This is a genomic window from Haladaptatus pallidirubidus (assembly GCF_020700235.1).
Lineage (GTDB): Archaea > Halobacteriota > Halobacteria > Halobacteriales > Haladaptataceae > Haladaptatus > Haladaptatus pallidirubidus.
In genome coordinates, this window is the sequence record NZ_CP085302.1 from 40,667 (window position 1) to 57,111 (window position 16,445).

The window sequence follows — 16,445 nt, forward strand, 5'->3', positions numbered from 1 at the left end:
GATGGTCGCGAGGTGGAGCTCACAGATGTAGGAATTGAGACACACGAACAATCTAATACAACAGCGCTGAGCGTCGATCTTAGCGATGAGCCTTAGATATATCGTTGTTGGTCACTATTTATTTTATATGTTCTGTATTGATGTTAAAGCTGGACAATCTACAATTCTGAATTCCCATATAATTCCAGGAGTTCTGTGTATCGTTTTCTGATCGTTACTGGTGCAATATGTGCAACAGTCCCAACCGAATCTTTGGTGACAGATTCGTTCTTAGCCTTGCAGCCGCATAGACAGCTGCAGCAGCAAGTGCAACCGGACTTTTCCCGCTCTGCGTGTTGTAGCATTTTGCAGAATTGGGTAAGTCGTGAGCCGTTCGTTCTAACTCATTGCTTAGATCGAGTTCTGAGACAAATCGAGGGACGAATTGAGCAGGATCAGTCGGTGCAATTCCGAGTCCCAATTCGTTGGTGAGATAACGATACGCTCGTTGGATCCGGCGGCGTTCTACGCGACTGACTATCGCAAAATTATCGAGACTGAGCGGAACACCCACCTGTCGAGTTGCGGCATAGAGACTCGCTGTTGCCATTCCCTCGATTGACCGTCCTGGCAGTAAGTCTGCCTCAAGCGCTCACCGGTAAATGACGCTGGCAGTTTCAGATTCAGATTAGCCTATATCGAGTGCTGCAGCCATGCGAGAGATCTCTCCTAGTGCATGCTTGAGATTTCGCTCGTGATTTGATTTTGAGCGAAACCGTTCATCCCATCTGCGAAGCCGCTGCATTTTCCTCCGTTTTCGGCGCCCAAGCGCATTCCCGTGTGCATCCACGTTCTGATCGCTAATTTTTGCACTCAATCCCTTATCATGGAGTTGATGAGTCATGGGTGCACCCACGCGACTCCGTTACCGATTTTCTTTGTCGAAAAAAGCACGCCATTCAGGGCCACGATCGATTCGACTATCGGAGACAACGAGTTCACACTCATTACAAACTATTTCGACCGCCTTGTCTGGGATTGAAATAGTATTTTTACATTCCGGGCAAGCGTGATGGTCGGCTGTCAAAGCCTGCTCTTGGTCTGTTTCGACCTGCTGATTGGAACGCTGTATTCGCCGTGTCATAGTGTATTGACTCCCGTTACTCTTGATCAATTGTGACTATGAGTAGCAAACACATAATAGTTGGTAGATGATTTTCACACAGTAGGAATGGATTGTTAGTTGATTAGGTCAATCAGAGAAAAACATTGCAGTCTATCGGCTTCAGACTATAAAGAGGCGAGTAAAATCGTGACCTCATCTATCGCTGGATTGTGTTTAACGACTTACGCCTTTCGTTAGGCTCGGTGTGATACCTCCCAAGCAATCGCTTCAACCGATAGATCTAGGAAGTGTGCAGCCGTGATGACGAGTTCGAGCGCTATGACGACCAGCAGATTTCGTTTGTTGATCACACGAGTGCGGTGCTTGCTCGTGAGTACGATATCGACTATATCTTTGCCTTTGATCGGGATTTCACGACGCTCGGACTGACTCGGATCCCTTCGGATATTCAATTTCCGTGAATGATACGGAGTCGTGTCACAACCTGATCAAGCTTATTCGAGATTTGCTGTGAAACCTATTCTTTGGCGAGGCAAAATCACCGGTTTCAACCCCTCTGAGATGCTCGTTCGGTCGATGACCGAGATATTTAACCACGTCAAGACACTATAAACGATAGCGCAGTAGCCCCATCGTACTACGGCGCATGGACGACTAAACGGAGCAAACGAGGTTCGCGCAACGCAGACGAGACGTCAACGTTGGAGAGGTGATACCGTGAGATTTGGCTGTTTGTATCTGATGGTCGTCACGTAGATAGAACAAGGCATCTACGGATGTGACGAGGGACAAGCGGTAATCGGTGTGCACGAGCCATCCCGCACGTTCACGAGACACGACACGAGCAACACACCTGCAGCATCACGAAAGACACTTGCTGCACCAGACTATGTCAATTCAGTTCAACACTACACAAGAGGACGCTGCACAGTTCCTAACGGCAGAAACGGAGGCCGACGTTACGGCTGCTCTCACCGACGCTTATCTCGAAGCTGCCGTGTGGAAACCGCTCGGCGGTATCGATAACAACTACGGCATCGTCGAGAACCAACAGGCCGATCCGATGGCTGCGTTGACGGAACTCATCGTCAACAGTATCGACGCCATCCTGCTGAAAAACTACCACGAGCACGTCGGTGACGAGTATACCGTCGACGAGTTCGAGACACTCGACACGGCCGCCGACACGCTCATCGACCCCAACAACGAAGAGATACGCCTCGCTGCCGACGGCACGCGAGAAAAGTCGCTGTCGTTGACGCTCTCCGATACCGGGTGTGGTCAGCCACCGGAACGATTCGAAGAGACGTTCCTCGGATTCCTCCAGCCGGGAAAGACCAAACAGCAGTACGGATTCCTTCAGGGCAAGTACGGAATGGGAAGCTCCGGCGTGTTACCCTTCTGCGGCGAGCGGGGCTACAAACTCGTCCTCTCGGCGGGCGTCGATCACCCCGAGGAGTGGAGTTGGACGCTTGTTCGAAAGAACAGGGCGAAGGATCGCTACGAGTATCTCACGATCGATGGTGACGTACCGACGTTCGCGGGGACGGTAAACGGTCGGGACAACGGTTCAATCGTTAAACTGTTCGACTTCAACGTCGAGGCGAAAACCCGGTTCACAACGTCGTTCCGCTACCGACTCGAACGATATCTCCTCGACACGCCCGTCCCGCTCACACTCACAGACACGCGAGCCGACGGCCAGCCGGACGTGACGACAACGAACGGGTTGTTCGCCACGCTCGAGCAGTACGACGAGTTAGTTGCATCAGATCAGACCATCGCCTACAACTTCGAGGACACAACGCTCAACACCCGCGATGTCCGCATCATCCTTTTCGAGGACGACGCGACGCTTGAAGGGGTCGAAGCCGATGGTGGCTTTACGCATGAACGCGGATACGACCCCGTCACGGCGAAGAACAGACACTTCGTCGGTGGCGAGAAACACCGCGACCAAGCCATCTTTTTCGTCATCAACGGACAAACGCACGGTGACCAGGGCCGGACGTTCATTCGGAATCGGTGCAATCTCCCGCACGTCGCCCGCGACGTACTCGTGTTCGTCGACTTCTCCACTCTCGACGATTCGAGTGTCGTCGACCTCTTTCCCGCGTCACGCGACCGCCTGCGAAACAGTCCAAGCGCACGCACGCTGAAGCGTGAACTCGAATCGCTTCTCGAGACGAACGACGTCCTTGTCGACGAAGAACGGCGTCGTCGCCAACAACTACCGACGGACGACGCCGACGAGCTCGTCGAGGACGTCCTGATGACAATTCTCGAACGGAACCCAGCGTTACAACGCTACTTCGCCACTGGCGACCGGTTGGAACGACCGATCGTGCACGATGCGAACTCGGGCGTCGATTCACGCGACCGGTATCCGAGTAGGCTCGAACTCATCGAGACGTACCACGGTCCGGACGACTACGTCGTCTGGAATCCAGATCAAAGCACGTCCGCCGCTGACACGGCGGACGAGAGCAACGTCGAGACGGACGCAGTTTTCGAATACGAAAAGGAGATGCCTTCGAATGCGTACGCTCGGCAACGATTCGTCCTCGATGCCCCCAACGATTACCTGACGCGAAGCGGTGATCCGGGGTCGATCTACGTCACTCCAAGTGACGTGGTCAAATCCGTGCGGGTGCTGAACGGTATCCTTGCGATCACGCTGAAACCCACCGAGAACGCGTTACCCGGACAGCGCTTTCCGATCCACGTCAAGGTCGGTCCCGCTGGTGGGGACGGCGGAACGACGCTCGAACGGTCGTTCATGCTAGAGTACGCAGAGCCACGTATCGACGACCGTACGCGGACGACGAACTCGCACACGAACGGGGCGATCGAAGGCGAGATGATCTTACCAACTACGCATCCCGTCCATGAAGAGGACTGGGACGCCTTCGACCGTGCGTTCGACGAGGACACCATCGTGCAAGTGATGGACTCCACCGAGGAGATAGACGTCCACATCAATATGGATGCCGCGCCACTTCAGCAGTTCCTGACGAACCACTCATTGACGGACGCGGGCAAGGAGTACGTAAAGCGGGTGTACAAGACCGGCGTTACCCTCTACACAGTCGCACAGTATATGGAGTTCCGGGAGGAGTTCGACGACAAGGACGTCGATGTGACGGAATTCGTGAGCACTGCGATGCGCGGGACGGGACAGATTCTCCTCGATCAGACCATCGGCGACGACCAACTCGAAACACTCACCGCGTAGGCGGTAGCGAGTGCGGCTTCGAGATGCCGATATCTCCGTTCGCCATCTTCTCTCACTCGCGAGGTCCAGCACTACCCTGCCGGTGAATTCGCCTCCTTAGACCATCTCGTGTGTTCTGGAAACCACCTCTAATAGCACCACATCGATAACCGGTTCGAGTTGGCCGTTCTTAGCAATGCGTCGCAGCCCATCGAACGGTCGCCGGTCGTGTTCGAGGAACAGTATGTGGATCGTGAGCGCGACGAGCAGGGACGATTTGCGGAGCAAACGAGTGATGACGATATTCTTCGATCCATGGGCGTATTATGCTGCCGAGCATGAACACGTCTGGAGGGAGTTTGCGGCAGACTATCTCCAACGAGCAGGGGCATCTGAATTGCTTGCCCAGAACGATGACGGAAAACGCGTCTTTGCAAGCCGATTGTGATCCAATCGTTATGGTTCCTTAGTCCCGAGTTAATAGTATGAGCAAGAACGAATCCGCGCACATCAACGCTCAGGAGTACATCCGGAGCGCCCGTGAGCGGGTTGAGGCACGAGAGAACGGTGTTGCAGTCGAGAGTCTTTCGGCTGTCGCAGCGCACGTTGCCAACCTCGAAGACTAACGTTCTCAGCGATACGACGGCAGGTTTTCAAATACTTTAATGCAGACAGGTAGTTGCCATTAACCTACCTCCGGCGTATCGGAGTCCGGCGACGTCCGCCGCATGCTGTTGGCACGGTCGAGCAGGACGTGCTCAGTCGTCGGTGTGTCGTCGCGTTCGGTCGAACCAGCCGTGCACTCCGTCAGCGTTCGCTGGGCGGCCCCATCGGCAAATTTCGTTTGGCGTGACATGGGTAAAAAGGCTAAAGCGAATAAGGTTGGCTCTGCGGTGCGCCCTGTTTGTCCGCATGGTTAGTACGGGGTGCGTCCGAAAATATCACCGTGGTACTCAGTGAGCAATTTATTATATTCTGAATTTGGCGGACTGTTTTGCGCGGTAGATTTTGATTGATCAGACAGTGGTGACTTGACAGCACCAAATATAGCCGGTGTTCTGTTTAAGTACCATACTACAAACTATCTGATCGTATTTTACCATGAGTAATGACACTCCGCTGGATACCGAGAATAGGGAGCAGGTAACCACTACCCCCCATTATCTGGAGTTTGATCCCATCACAGACAGCGTCAGCGAGGAACTCATCAAGACTGTTGCAACACTTAACAACGCCGATCCTGCCGAGCTGGCACTCTTGGCGGATTTTATCGACCCAGACGCTCTTGATGCACTGTTTAAGCCACGAATGGATGGTACCCCACGTGAAACTGACGGTCAAGTTGAGTTCAACTACGACTCGTATCATGTCACGGTCGATAGCGGTGGGACGATTACTCTCGAGTACGCCGAATCGGTGACGAACAGCTAACTCTAGTGATGTGATTGTGACACAAAAGAGTGCAAGGCACGCTCCTCAGTCGCTCCTCCTGTAGACACCATAGTGTTCGCTGATCGGTGAGTTCCGGTAGCGATTATCAACGATATGTAAATAAGAGATCGAGGTTAGTTCGGTAGTTCCTTCCGTTCCGTTTGCGCGCACGGCCAGCCCGGGAAACCACCGAGACCGTCGCAGTCACAGTCTGCTGGTTCAGGATCGTCTTTTTCCTCGGACGGGAATGCGTCGAGCGTCCCATCGTCGGTTGCATTTTCGACTGCGGCCATGTGCTTACAGAAGGCGTTTCGGTGGACGTGATGCGGGCACGGACAGGCCATCGCATCGCCCATTACGTCGTCCAGTGTCACGACGTAGTGATGCTCAGCGGGGGGTTGTCGTAGCACTCGTTGGTCACATCGACCATTCCGGGGGCTTCAACCCGGAAGCCGAACTGTTCGGCCTGCGCGCGTTTCTGGGGCCGTCTCGGCAGATTCAAGTCCTGCACTCGATTTCGTACTCATGGTCTTCTGGGTAGCATTTCGGAAGACCGGTGCCGGGTGCTACAACACCCGGCGCGTTTCTACACGCCCGAGGTCACCGTTCTTCCTACTTATTTCTTATAGAACATAGTTGGTAAACTATCTTTTTCCTTACAAGGAATAAGCTTATGTCATGCGGAAATGAAGGAGCAGGTATGACAGAGAACGATGAGCGGGCGCGTAATGAGAGTGGCGAATATGTCCAAGAACACACTGAAGAGGCCGTCTTAGAGGTCATGCGGCCGCTCGAACCCTACATGACGAGCGAGATCGCGGACGAACTTGGATGGTCCCGACGGTCGGCGTATAATGTTCTCAGCCGTCTCCATGAAAACGACGAAATTCGCAAGAAGAAGCCCGAGGTGCGTCGAGTGATTTGGATTCGACCGGAATAGCTCTCGCTCGTAGGAATTGACAGCGAAGGGGAGCGTGATGCCCGTCCTCGCAAAGTAACCAGCTAAATCCGCGTGCTGCCGGACATATAACTATGTTCTCGGGTATCGGTATTCGGGACGACATACAAGATTTGCTCGCGACAGACGCGCCTACCTAGCGGTCAGTCACCACTCAATTTTGGCCAGTCTACAGTCTATTAGAGATATCTGGCTTTGTTGAAGCTCCCGAAAAAGGATATAAGTCAAGAGGCGTGCCGAATGCAAGGCGCGTATCTATCATCGGTTTCGGACTTGGTGGAGCGAATCGAGCTGGAGAAGACAGCGAGAGTGTTCCTCAGGTAGCAAGTTCGAAATCTTCGTTACCACAGTTGCACGACCCGTTTGTCCCTATTGGACGGTAATTCCCGTTTGTCGCCTCTTGCGCCGGATAGATATTCCCGCACTCGGTACATCTTGCAACCACGGTAGGATCACCTCCGTTTTTTGGACGTCTCTTTGTCATGTGTTCTTAGGTCGATAGTGTGTCGGCTCCCTGTTACTCATATCATCACAATAAGAGATATAGATTTCATATATACATCTGATAAAAAATTCACAAACAGAAAGAACTTCTTACTCTACTCTAGAAGACATCCAGAGAACTTCTACCTGATGACTTCTAAATTATGTCTTCGCAGTGTTCCCTTGCTGACAGACATACTCGCCGAGAAATATCTCTCCACATCAAAGAAGTCATCAAGGGTTGTTTGCTATGCACATTCTCTGTATTTCAAGAACGTAAGCCAGCGGATGTACTCGCGGTGATGGAGCCGCTGGAACTCTCCATGACGAGTGAGAGTGCGAAGGAGCGTGGATGGCCACGTTGGACGGTGGATGAGGTTTTGAACGGGCTTGTTGAAGATGACGATCACAGCGATACCGATTCCAGAGTCAATCGTTAGCCAACATGTATAAGTAACCCATTGGCTAGCCCGTAATCGGTGGGGGAAATGACGGACAATACAGAAACGAACGACGAGACACGTATCACGACCGACCGCGAAACGATTCAAACATGGGCGGAGGAGAGTGGTTGGCAACCCGCATACCGAGACGATGAAGGGACTCGGTCGCCGTTCGCCTATCACTCGGAGCGACACTCCGAGGTGGAAGCAGAAGAAACCGAATGGGAGGCGTTCTTCGAAACGTTCGAGAACGAAAACATGGTGCTCATCCGGTATCCGCCAACGGACGAGGAGACAGAGCGGTACGAGATCGTCCCGCGTTCGGAAGTCGCTGAACGGGCGACGCTCGAAAACGCGGACGTTGAACAGGCGTTGTTGGAGGGTGAAACCGTCAGAAGCGAAATCACGGAAACCCGCGTCATCGAGCGCGAAATCGTCGAAACCGAAACCATCGAGAGCGAGGTCGTCGATTCGGAAATCATTGCCGACCGAATTATCGACACGGAACTCATCCGACGCGAACTGACCGACACCGAACCCGAGTTCCTCGACGACGACACCCTCGTTCTCGAATTCGACGAAACACGATTGGTTCGTCGCGAGGTCATAGAGCGTAAGCTAATCGAGAGCGAAGTCATCGATGTCGATGTCGCCGAGCGCGACATCCTTGAGGAGGATTCGCTGGAAAGCGTGGTCGATATCGAAGGCGTCCAGCGAACCATCCTCGAAAGCGATATCTTCGCCGAGATGCCCGTCGAGGACGTAATCGAAACGACGGATATCAAGAGTGAGTTCACCGATGACCGCATCATCGAGAGCGTGCTGTTCGAACGACGACTCATCGAGGACGAAATCGTAGACCAGGTGGAAAACGTCTATAACCTCGCCGAGAGCGAGGTCGTCGAGAGTAGTACGGCGAGCTCCGAACTCGTCGAGAGCGGTCTCGTCGATGTCGAATACGTCGAACGGGAGGTCGAGGTCGAGTCCGAACAGGTCACGATGGCGGATGAATCGACTACCTCAACGGAAGCAACAATCGACGAGGAAACGACGGCCACGGAAACGACGACGGAGTCAGAAACCGAATCCACGACCGTCGAACAGGAAGAGACGACCGAAGCCGAGGGTGAACCCATCTCGCTCAGCAGCAACGACTCAGGAAAGGACGTGGTGAACCGTGCAGGAGAGAAGATCGGAATCGTCTCCGAGGTCGAAGCGGACGTCATCTACGTCAACCCGAATCCGAGTTTCACGGATCGAATCAAGGCCCAACTCGGCATCGAGGAACACGACGAGGACACCTATCCGTTGCGAGCGGATCAGATAGACGAGGTCAGACCCACCGAAGTACAAATCGCGGGCTAGTCGTACCGGATCAGTGTCGGAACTGACGGCCATTCTCTTTTCGGCGAGAGACCGACGCTACTCGCACCATGAGTTCGACGTTCGAATCCGAGTTCGAGTAACAGACGTTGATAGTGTTACAGCCTGTGGGACTGTCATCCTAGTACCAGCGGGTGATGGTCATATCCGGTGACGACCAGGGGGACTGTCTAGTGTGCTGCGACGAGCTTGAAGTGGACTGATTTAGACCAATGGACTGTCTTCCGTGGATTAGCAGCAGTCGGTGAGTGCGCCTTTCCGAGTGGCTTCCGCGCCACAGTGCTCACACTTCCAGTAGTTGTGATCGACATTGCCGTCTTTGTCGTAGCCGGTGTACGGGCCACTGATACGCTCGTCGTCGTTGTCCTCTGATGGGAATGCCTCAAGGGTGCCATCGTCGGTCGCGTTCTCGACGGCGGCCATGTGCTTGCAAAACGCACTTCGGTGAACGTGGTGCGGGCAGGTACACGCCATCGCGTCGCCCGTCACGTCGTCCAGCGTGACGACGTATTGATGCTCAGCGGGGTTCTCGTAGCTCTCATTGGTCACGTCGACCTGTCCGGGGGCTCACACATCGAAGCTGGATTGTTTCCACTGTGCGCTTTTCTGTGCCGTCTAGTTACGTTTTGAACGAGGTTCGACAGATACGGATCGAAAAATCAGGGTCGTCGATGTGATGCTACTGGACGCTAATTGGGTATGGCGTTCAATATATTCCTGAATGGCTTCCCGTGTGGCTCGAGAGCGCGATTCTAACCCCTCTGCTTGCCAGGTATCGTCGAAATCGTCCAAGATTTTTAGTTATTGCGCACTGACTGGATTCACTCATTTTGTGCTGATCGGCTGTCTACCACTCAGTTGCAAACCGATCTAATTAGATAGAGTTCACTGGGCAACTCGCAATGTTAATATGCTCTAGTCATGCTAGTACAGTAAAGATCGAATCTTTTTATGACGCTAGCCACGTAGCGTGCCAACATGGAACCAGATCAGTTCGCTCTCGCTGCTACTACAAATGATCTTGAGCGAGAAGCACAGGTAAGAGAGGTAGCGGACGTTGTTGAGTTTAGAATGGACAAAGCAAACACTCCCCTTTCTCAACTAGCTGATTACGATGGAGAATTACCGATAATCGCAACAAATAGAGCTCAGTGGTTCGGTGGGAAAGCAAATGATTCAGGACGACTTGACCATCTCTTTACTGCGTCAGAATTTGAGGCTGTAAAGATGATTGATATAGAATTAGAAACAGCTCGCGGGTCCAGTTGGGTTCTTGAAGAGTTTGAAAAAGGAGATGTGGAGATTATAATCTCATTCCATGAATTCGATGAAACCCCTGACTTGAATGTTCTCAAAGCTATTTTTGAAGCCTGTGATCAATATGGAGATGTGGCAAAAGTCGCAGCATACGCAAATAGTTATTCTGATTCATTAAATATGATTAGGGCTGTCAGTTCGGTATCCGAAAACGGGTTGCGTGCTACAGGGATTTCGATGGGGGCGATTGGTAGCCACACTCGTGCTATTGCACCACTTTATGGAGCTAAAATTGGATACGCTCCGCTGGAATCTGATGAAAGCGAATATGCACCAGGTCAAATTCCGATTCACAAACTCAGATCTATGATTGATACGCTGGGATCATCTGATAAGAGTTTATTTACTGATATAGAATATGATGGAAAATCAGATGCGAGGAAGGGCGTTGTGAAGACTAGTAAGTAGCCCACAAAAACAATAGAGTAAATCCCCTAATTGCTCTGAGTCCTTTCGCGATTGATATATTGCCTTAAGAGCAGGTCTCAATATTCATTTTGGATCGTCATATTCAGTAATAAGTGAATTAGTGATCGAATCATGGAGCGAAGTTGTGGTGCTAGAATATTCAATATCTTCTATAAGTTCCGATAGCTCTTGAATAGTGAATGTATCTCTATTATTGTTATTTTGGCTCTGGGCAGCAGGTGCAAATGCTAACTTCGAACCATAAAACGGCGCGATAGCACGCGTATGGCGGCCTATCTTGCCAGTGGCAACCCCTCCGATGATTACATCCTGATCTGTTGCGTCATTAATCACTGAAAGGAGTGTTGAGGTATCATTTGTGGTTTCTGCCGTTGTTTGTACGTAAACAATATCTCCAAAGTTTGCCGCCCCCATGATAGTTGACATTAGATCAGATCTACTTGGTGTCTGTGAATAATTGACATATGAAACTATAATATCCACATTTGCAGAGTTGAGACTTTTAAGCAACTGCTCCTCTTTCTGAACATCATCCAAACTGATAGTGATTGCTTCAACAGAATCGTGCTCCACTACCGTTTGAAGAGAGTCAATCTCAGAGTCGGAGAATGTAGCATTACGATCCTTATTTGCATAGGTTGTGATGACAATTGGTAGTTCACCAGAGTAATGTTTTACTTGATCAATGACACTATCAGCATCCGAAAACGGGATTGCAACTGCATCGGCATAAGACCGAACCGTTGGTTCGTCAAGTAACTCGTCTACCTCGGCGATGAGAACGAGATCATCGTAATCCATGAAATAGAACACCACGTCATAGGGTATAAAATATTCTGTCTCTATAATAATAGGCCTGCAGAAAATACGGGGTAAAGCCTTACTTTGAGCAATCTCGGTGAGATACACCGTAGGACCACCTATGAGATCAATGTTTGTTCAAGCTGGGCAGTTGTGAGGATTGCTACAAAAGATGTAGCATCGGTGGTATTTATATACCCGGGAGTTCGTGATTTGACCTATGAATAGACCATACGGGACGGGGATTGTCAAAAATGACTGATATTCAAAGCGAAGTACAGGCTCATACAATCCGACTTGAGTTAGTTGATGAACCAGGAGAGCTACTACGAGCTCTTGAACCAATCGCTGAAAACGGTGGGAATTTGCTCTCGATATTCCACGAACGAGGAAATATTACACCGCGGGGTCATATTCCGGTTGAAGTAGATCTTGAGGCAACATCTGAACGGTATAATGCGATTATAGATGCGTTGCGCAATGCAGGGATCAAAGTTGTGCAAGCAGGTACAGAACGATATAGTACATCGATTACGATTATTTTATCTGGTCATTTAGTTGATACAGACCTCTCAGATACACTTACTCGAATTCGCAATGAGAGCAACACAACTGTAACAGACCTCTCATTGTCTGCACCGAAAGGAACAAAGGATGTCTCGAGTGCTCGACTGCAACTTGCGACCGCGACTGGCGAAATTGAAGAGACTATGGAAGTTGTTCGAACAGTTGCTGCAGAAAAAGATCTACGTGTAATTGAACCATTGTCTCTAGACGGAGAGATCTAAATGCAACTTGGTATAATTGGAGCAGGTGCTGTCGGACAAGCAGTAGCAAGTTTAGCCGCCGAATATGGGCATACTGTGACTACACTGGCAGATTCAGAAAGCGCTGTTGTCGATAGCGATGGTTTAGATGTTGAAACAGCTTTCAAAAATAAGGAATCAGAAGGAATCATCGGTAATCAAGATACAGAAGAAGCTATCGAAGGATCCTATGAAGCTCTGATTGAGGTGACACCTACTACAATCGGTAATGCAGAGCCAGCATTCAGCCATGTGAAAGCAGCGTTAGAGCGTGATCGTCACGTTGTACTTAGTAACAAAGGACCAATGGCTGAGCGATATGGGGACGTACGTTCCCTAGAGCGGGATAGCGAGGGTGTAGTCAAATTTGAGGCAACAGTTGGTGGAACAATGCCGGTGCTTTCAACGATCAGTGCTCTCGGATCTAACCACATAACTGGGATCCGAGGGGCATTCAATAGTCGCGCAAACTTTATTCTATCCCGAATGGCTGCCGAAAGTTTAGAGTACGAACACGTTCTTGCCGAGGCAGAAGAACTTGGTGTCGTCAAGGAAGATTCAAGCTTTGACGTTGAAGGTATTGAAACAGCACTCTCGTGTAGCATCCTTGCAAACGTATTAGATCAAGCAGGGCAAGAAATCGCTCTCGACGACGTAGCTATAAAAGGAATAGATCACCTTCCAAGCAGTACTCTCGAACTCGCACAGGAAGATGGTCGTACTATCCGGCTTATTGGCGAAATTAAAGATGACCGCATTCATGTTGGTCCACAGCTCGTCTCGGGAAATGGACCTCTTGCTGTGACAAATTTAAGAACAGTTGCTCAACTGGAAACTAAATACGCTGGACAGACAAGTGTATCTGGGGATAGATCATCTGAATATGCGGTAGCAACTACTATTCTTAGAGACGTACAACAGTTAGAACGCTCTCGGTGATTTTAGGCTACACTGGCTTCTTGATAAGCCTCTTCCGTTCGATCTTAAATCCAGGTGAATGCTATAGATGATTATTGAGAAGTATCACTACTGAACTGAATCCTCAGACCCAACCACGTCTAGCTTCTCGTATAGTTTGTCGTAACCATTAATCTCGAAGAGATAATCACCGTTCTGAATTCGTTCCCGGGTGTTATTTTCGGCGTCAATTTTCTCATGTGACCGTTCCAGAATCGACTCGGCATTCTCGGATGGGACGGTTGCTAAACCCTCGTCGTCTCCTACCATGATATCACCTGGTTCGACAGTGACACCTCCACAGGAAATTGTTACATTAATCGAACCAGGATCCTGCTTGAGTGGTCCCTGTGGATGAACACCCCGAGCATAAACAGGAAACTCCATTTCTTCGATTTCCTTGCGGTCCCGAATGGCGCCATCGATTACAATTCCGGCAAGGTTATTTGCCTTACATGATGTACACATGAGCTCACCTAAGTGGCCTGTTTCCACATATCCATTTGCATCAATTACGAGAACATCCCCTGGCTCCGCCAGCGTGATTGCTTTGTGAATGATTAGATTATCACCTGGCGAGGCTTTCACAGTTATCGCAGTTCCAGCCAGTTCGGCGCCACTGTAGACAGGTTTCATACCAGAGTCCATTGTTAATCCGACATTCCCAGTTACATCTGACACAATTGAGGTCGGAACATCCTCAAATCCGGAAACGATCTCATACTCTGGTCTATTTACACTCGGCTCTACCGTATGCATAATAGAATCGGTGAGCTCAAGTCATTTTAAACTGCCGGTTCATTTCAATATTCAATTGTAAGTTTGAAGACTTTAAACGGGGCGGGCTATTATTCATTCCAGATCAATACCAACTAGAGGTCAGACGCCGAGGTCTCTCATCAATAGTACCGTAATATGAGGAGAATAACTGACTTAATCAATAAAACTATATTCATCGGCACGTGATGAACGACCATGCGTGGATTAGCCAAAGTTGCGCGTAACGAAGGGGCTATGCAACTCATAGATCGCCCCCAGCCGACACCAGCAGAGGACGAAGTACTCGTTGAAGTCAAGTACGCGGGTCTCTGCGGAAGTGATGCTGGTATCTACAAATTTAAGTCTGCATTTGAGCGGATGAACCTTCCAACTATCATCGGTCATGAATATGCAGGACGCGTCATAGAGAGGGGTGAAAATGTTTCGAGCTACAGTATCGGTGATCACGTGGTCGAGCGACCAATCCGACCATGTGGAGATTGCTATCAATGCCAAATTGGTGAGGAAAACATCTGCCAAAATACAGCGCTTACGGGCATCGACCACGATGGAGCTTATGAGAACTATATTGCGGTCCCCGAAGGCGTCCTCCATCCAATACCTGCCAACGTTCATCTGAAGTATGCGGCAATAGCCGAACCGACGGCGATTGCTGTACGTGCTGTCACTAAAAATTCGAGAGTTGAGCCTGGTGACCGGGTTCTTGTCGAGGGTCCCGGACCGATTGGTCTACTAACCGCCCAGATAGCTGACGCCCAAGGTGGGGAAGTTGTGATTTCGGGAGTTGGTCGAGATGCAAACTACCGCTTGCCTCTTGCTCGGAAACTCGGCTTTGAGATCATCAACGCTGAAGATGATGATTTAGAAGCTGTTCGGAGAGACAAGACAGGCGGTGCTGGCTACGATGTCATATTTGATACTACAGGACATCCTTCTGGATTGACTACTGCTGTCGAAGAGGTGAGGAAAGGAGGACAAATCGTTCTGGTTGGTCAAACCGGTGAAACTACGATGGCCTACACACCCCTCGTACGTTCTGAAATCGACATCCAATGTACTTACGGAGCTCTATTCGATGATTTCGAGCGTGCTTTCCGTATGATCCAATCCGGAGACATTGATGCCGAGACTTTCATCGATGATCGGTTTTCACTTCTCAATGCTGAGGAAGCATTTGAGGCATTTCTCGCCAGCGAAACCGCAAAGCCCGTTTTCGATATCTCTGAACTCTAAATCGAGATCGACAAATCAGCGTAATAGATAGAGCCGATAACTGGTTGTGATTCTCGCGAGCTCTATTATTTTGCAAAGCCCACTAACTCAGTAAATCCATGAACCTCAAAATCGTTATAGATGCAAGACCGTCGAGCTCGGCTTCGTTAGATCGACAATGGTGCTACTCGGATGCGTGTTCGACCGCAGGCGGATGATCCCACTCAGAGGCATCATCCTTCGGGTCATAGCCGAGAACTGCCTGCGCATGTTCAATATCAAACCAGCGAGCAGCATTTCCGCTGACAGCATAGAATGTATCATAGACCACCGTCTCATCCTTGAGACAGCACTCGAGCAAATGTGCAAAGTCTCGCTGGGAAGTCCAAGAGGCTTTCAGACGTTTTACCATCTCTTCATACTCATCACTGCCACGTTCCCATGATCCTGTTTGTGATTGATCCCAGACTTCGTCTTCATCGGTCAATGTATGCTCATCAGTGCGATCAACGCCACGCTCAGCATCTCCGTATGGGTGATCATATTCCTCCGTTCGTACACTTGAAATACGGAGCGAATAGACCTGCTCTGGTGCTCCCTCACGTCGCGCATGTACTCGACAAATATTCTCACCGAATACTTTGGAAGCCCCATAATACCCATCCGGTTTCGGAAGCGTTTCGTGAGTGAGTCTGAGAGGATCAAATCGAGTTGGATAATCCTCTTCGAAGAGTTCTGGAGCATGATCTTCCTCATAGAGCCCCATCACCCGTTGTGAGGAGGCAAAGATGAGTTTCTGAACATTCGCATCTTTCATCGCTTTGAGGACGTTGTAAGTACCAATGATATTTGGATCGACGATACCTTCGAAGTCTGCACCAGCATCTGACTGCGCTGCTAGGTGAATTACTGCATCTTGGTCATCGAAGGCTGGGCGAATTGCGTCGTAGTCCGCGATATCAGCCACATGAGTCTCATATTCTGGATGATCACTACGATTGAGGAACGTAAACTCATACTGGTCCTCTTCCAGGAGATAGTTGAGAATTGCTTCCCCCGCTTCTCCAAACGGTCCCGTCACTAGGACTTTTTGCTTGCTCATCGACATGCTCAACGACGTACTTCT

Annotated in this window: 16 protein-coding genes and 1 pseudogene; 10 read left to right on the forward strand and 7 right to left on the reverse strand. The window is 50.3% G+C overall.

The window, feature by feature from the left end; translation table 11 throughout:
- Positions 1 to 158 precede the first annotated feature (158 nt).
- Positions 159 to 1,123, reverse strand: a pseudogene (locus LIX15_RS21005) (transcription initiation factor IIB).
- An 871-nt stretch (positions 1,124 to 1,994) separates the two neighbouring features.
- On the opposite strand from LIX15_RS21005, the gene LIX15_RS21015 reads away from it, so the two are divergent.
- The 3 genes from LIX15_RS21015 to LIX15_RS21025 all read left to right on the forward strand — a co-directional run bounded on the left by LIX15_RS21015 (position 1,995) and on the right by LIX15_RS21025 (position 4,945).
- Positions 1,995 to 4,340, forward strand: coding sequence for a hypothetical protein (locus LIX15_RS21015; RefSeq protein ID WP_227777311.1), 2,346 nt, complete (start codon positions 1,995 to 1,997; stop codon positions 4,338 to 4,340).
- 223 nt (positions 4,341 to 4,563) lie between these two features.
- On the forward strand, positions 4,564 to 4,767 hold the full coding sequence (locus LIX15_RS21020) for a DUF8172 family protein (protein ID WP_227777312.1): 204 nt from the start codon (positions 4,564 to 4,566) through the stop codon (positions 4,765 to 4,767).
- Between the two features lie 37 nt (positions 4,768 to 4,804).
- Positions 4,805 to 4,945: a hypothetical protein gene (locus LIX15_RS21025; protein WP_227777313.1), complete on the forward strand. Its 141-nt coding sequence runs from the start codon at positions 4,805 to 4,807 to the stop codon at positions 4,943 to 4,945.
- Positions 4,946 to 5,004: 59 nt separating this feature from the next.
- Here the strand turns inward: LIX15_RS21025 and LIX15_RS21030 are convergent, their stop codons facing one another.
- Complete coding sequence (locus tag LIX15_RS21030) at positions 5,005 to 5,175, reverse strand: hypothetical protein (protein WP_227777314.1); 171 nt, start codon at positions 5,173 to 5,175, stop codon at positions 5,005 to 5,007.
- Between the two features lie 245 nt (positions 5,176 to 5,420).
- On the opposite strand from LIX15_RS21030, the gene ddfA reads away from it, so the two are divergent.
- Positions 5,421 to 5,750, forward strand: a complete 330-nt coding sequence (gene ddfA / locus LIX15_RS21035; RefSeq protein WP_227777315.1) for a DdfA family disk-determining factor — start codon at positions 5,421 to 5,423, stop codon at positions 5,748 to 5,750.
- Between the two features lie 134 nt (positions 5,751 to 5,884).
- Here ddfA and LIX15_RS21040 read toward each other — a convergent pair whose 3' ends face one another.
- Positions 5,885 to 6,160 (reverse strand): SWIM zinc finger family protein, encoded by a 276-nt coding sequence (locus LIX15_RS21040; protein ID WP_227777316.1) that lies wholly within the window; start codon positions 6,158 to 6,160, stop codon positions 5,885 to 5,887.
- Positions 6,161 to 6,450: 290 nt separating this feature from the next.
- Between LIX15_RS21040 and LIX15_RS21045 the strand changes: the two genes are divergently transcribed.
- Positions 6,451 to 6,690 carry a hypothetical protein gene (locus tag LIX15_RS21045; protein ID WP_227777317.1) on the forward strand — a complete coding sequence of 80 codons (240 nt, stop codon included), beginning with the start codon at positions 6,451 to 6,453 and terminating at the stop codon, positions 6,688 to 6,690.
- A 989-nt stretch (positions 6,691 to 7,679) separates the two neighbouring features.
- Complete coding sequence (locus LIX15_RS21050; RefSeq protein ID WP_227777318.1) at positions 7,680 to 8,999, forward strand: DUF8593 domain-containing protein; 1,320 nt, start codon at positions 7,680 to 7,682, stop codon at positions 8,997 to 8,999.
- Between the two features lie 249 nt (positions 9,000 to 9,248).
- Here LIX15_RS21050 and LIX15_RS21055 read toward each other — a convergent pair whose 3' ends face one another.
- Positions 9,249 to 9,566 (reverse strand): DUF8118 domain-containing protein, encoded by a 318-nt coding sequence (locus tag LIX15_RS21055; protein ID WP_227777319.1) that lies wholly within the window; start codon positions 9,564 to 9,566, stop codon positions 9,249 to 9,251.
- Between the two features lie 429 nt (positions 9,567 to 9,995).
- Here LIX15_RS21055 and LIX15_RS21065 point away from each other — a divergent pair, with 429 nt between their 5' ends.
- Complete coding sequence (locus tag LIX15_RS21065) at positions 9,996 to 10,742, forward strand: type I 3-dehydroquinate dehydratase (protein WP_227777320.1); 747 nt, start codon at positions 9,996 to 9,998, stop codon at positions 10,740 to 10,742.
- Positions 10,743 to 10,826: 84 nt separating this feature from the next.
- Here the strand turns inward: LIX15_RS21065 and LIX15_RS21070 are convergent, their stop codons facing one another.
- Complete coding sequence (locus tag LIX15_RS21070; RefSeq protein WP_227777321.1) at positions 10,827 to 11,564, reverse strand: type I 3-dehydroquinate dehydratase; 738 nt, start codon at positions 11,562 to 11,564, stop codon at positions 10,827 to 10,829.
- 254 nt (positions 11,565 to 11,818) lie between these two features.
- Here LIX15_RS21070 and LIX15_RS21075 point away from each other — a divergent pair, with 254 nt between their 5' ends.
- Together LIX15_RS21075 and LIX15_RS21080 are read left to right on the forward strand one after the other, a co-directional pair.
- Positions 11,819 to 12,352 carry an amino acid-binding protein gene (locus LIX15_RS21075; RefSeq protein WP_227777322.1) on the forward strand — a complete coding sequence of 178 codons (534 nt, stop codon included), beginning with the start codon at positions 11,819 to 11,821 and terminating at the stop codon, positions 12,350 to 12,352.
- Complete coding sequence (locus tag LIX15_RS21080; RefSeq protein ID WP_227777323.1) at positions 12,353 to 13,309, forward strand: homoserine dehydrogenase; 957 nt, start codon at positions 12,353 to 12,355, stop codon at positions 13,307 to 13,309.
- A gap of 87 nt (positions 13,310 to 13,396) precedes the next feature.
- Here the strand turns inward: LIX15_RS21080 and LIX15_RS21085 are convergent, their stop codons facing one another.
- Positions 13,397 to 14,086 (reverse strand): 4-carboxy-4-hydroxy-2-oxoadipate aldolase/oxaloacetate decarboxylase, encoded by a 690-nt coding sequence (locus LIX15_RS21085; protein WP_227777324.1) that lies wholly within the window; start codon positions 14,084 to 14,086, stop codon positions 13,397 to 13,399.
- A gap of 216 nt (positions 14,087 to 14,302) precedes the next feature.
- On the opposite strand from LIX15_RS21085, the gene LIX15_RS21090 reads away from it, so the two are divergent.
- Positions 14,303 to 15,340: a zinc-dependent alcohol dehydrogenase gene (locus LIX15_RS21090; protein WP_227777325.1), complete on the forward strand. Its 1,038-nt coding sequence runs from the start codon at positions 14,303 to 14,305 to the stop codon at positions 15,338 to 15,340.
- 163 nt (positions 15,341 to 15,503) lie between these two features.
- On the opposite strand, the gene LIX15_RS21095 is transcribed toward LIX15_RS21090, so the two are convergent.
- Positions 15,504 to 16,421, reverse strand: a complete 918-nt coding sequence (locus LIX15_RS21095) for an NAD-dependent epimerase/dehydratase family protein (protein ID WP_227777326.1) — start codon at positions 16,419 to 16,421, stop codon at positions 15,504 to 15,506.
- Between the last annotated feature and the right edge of the window lie 24 nt (positions 16,422 to 16,445).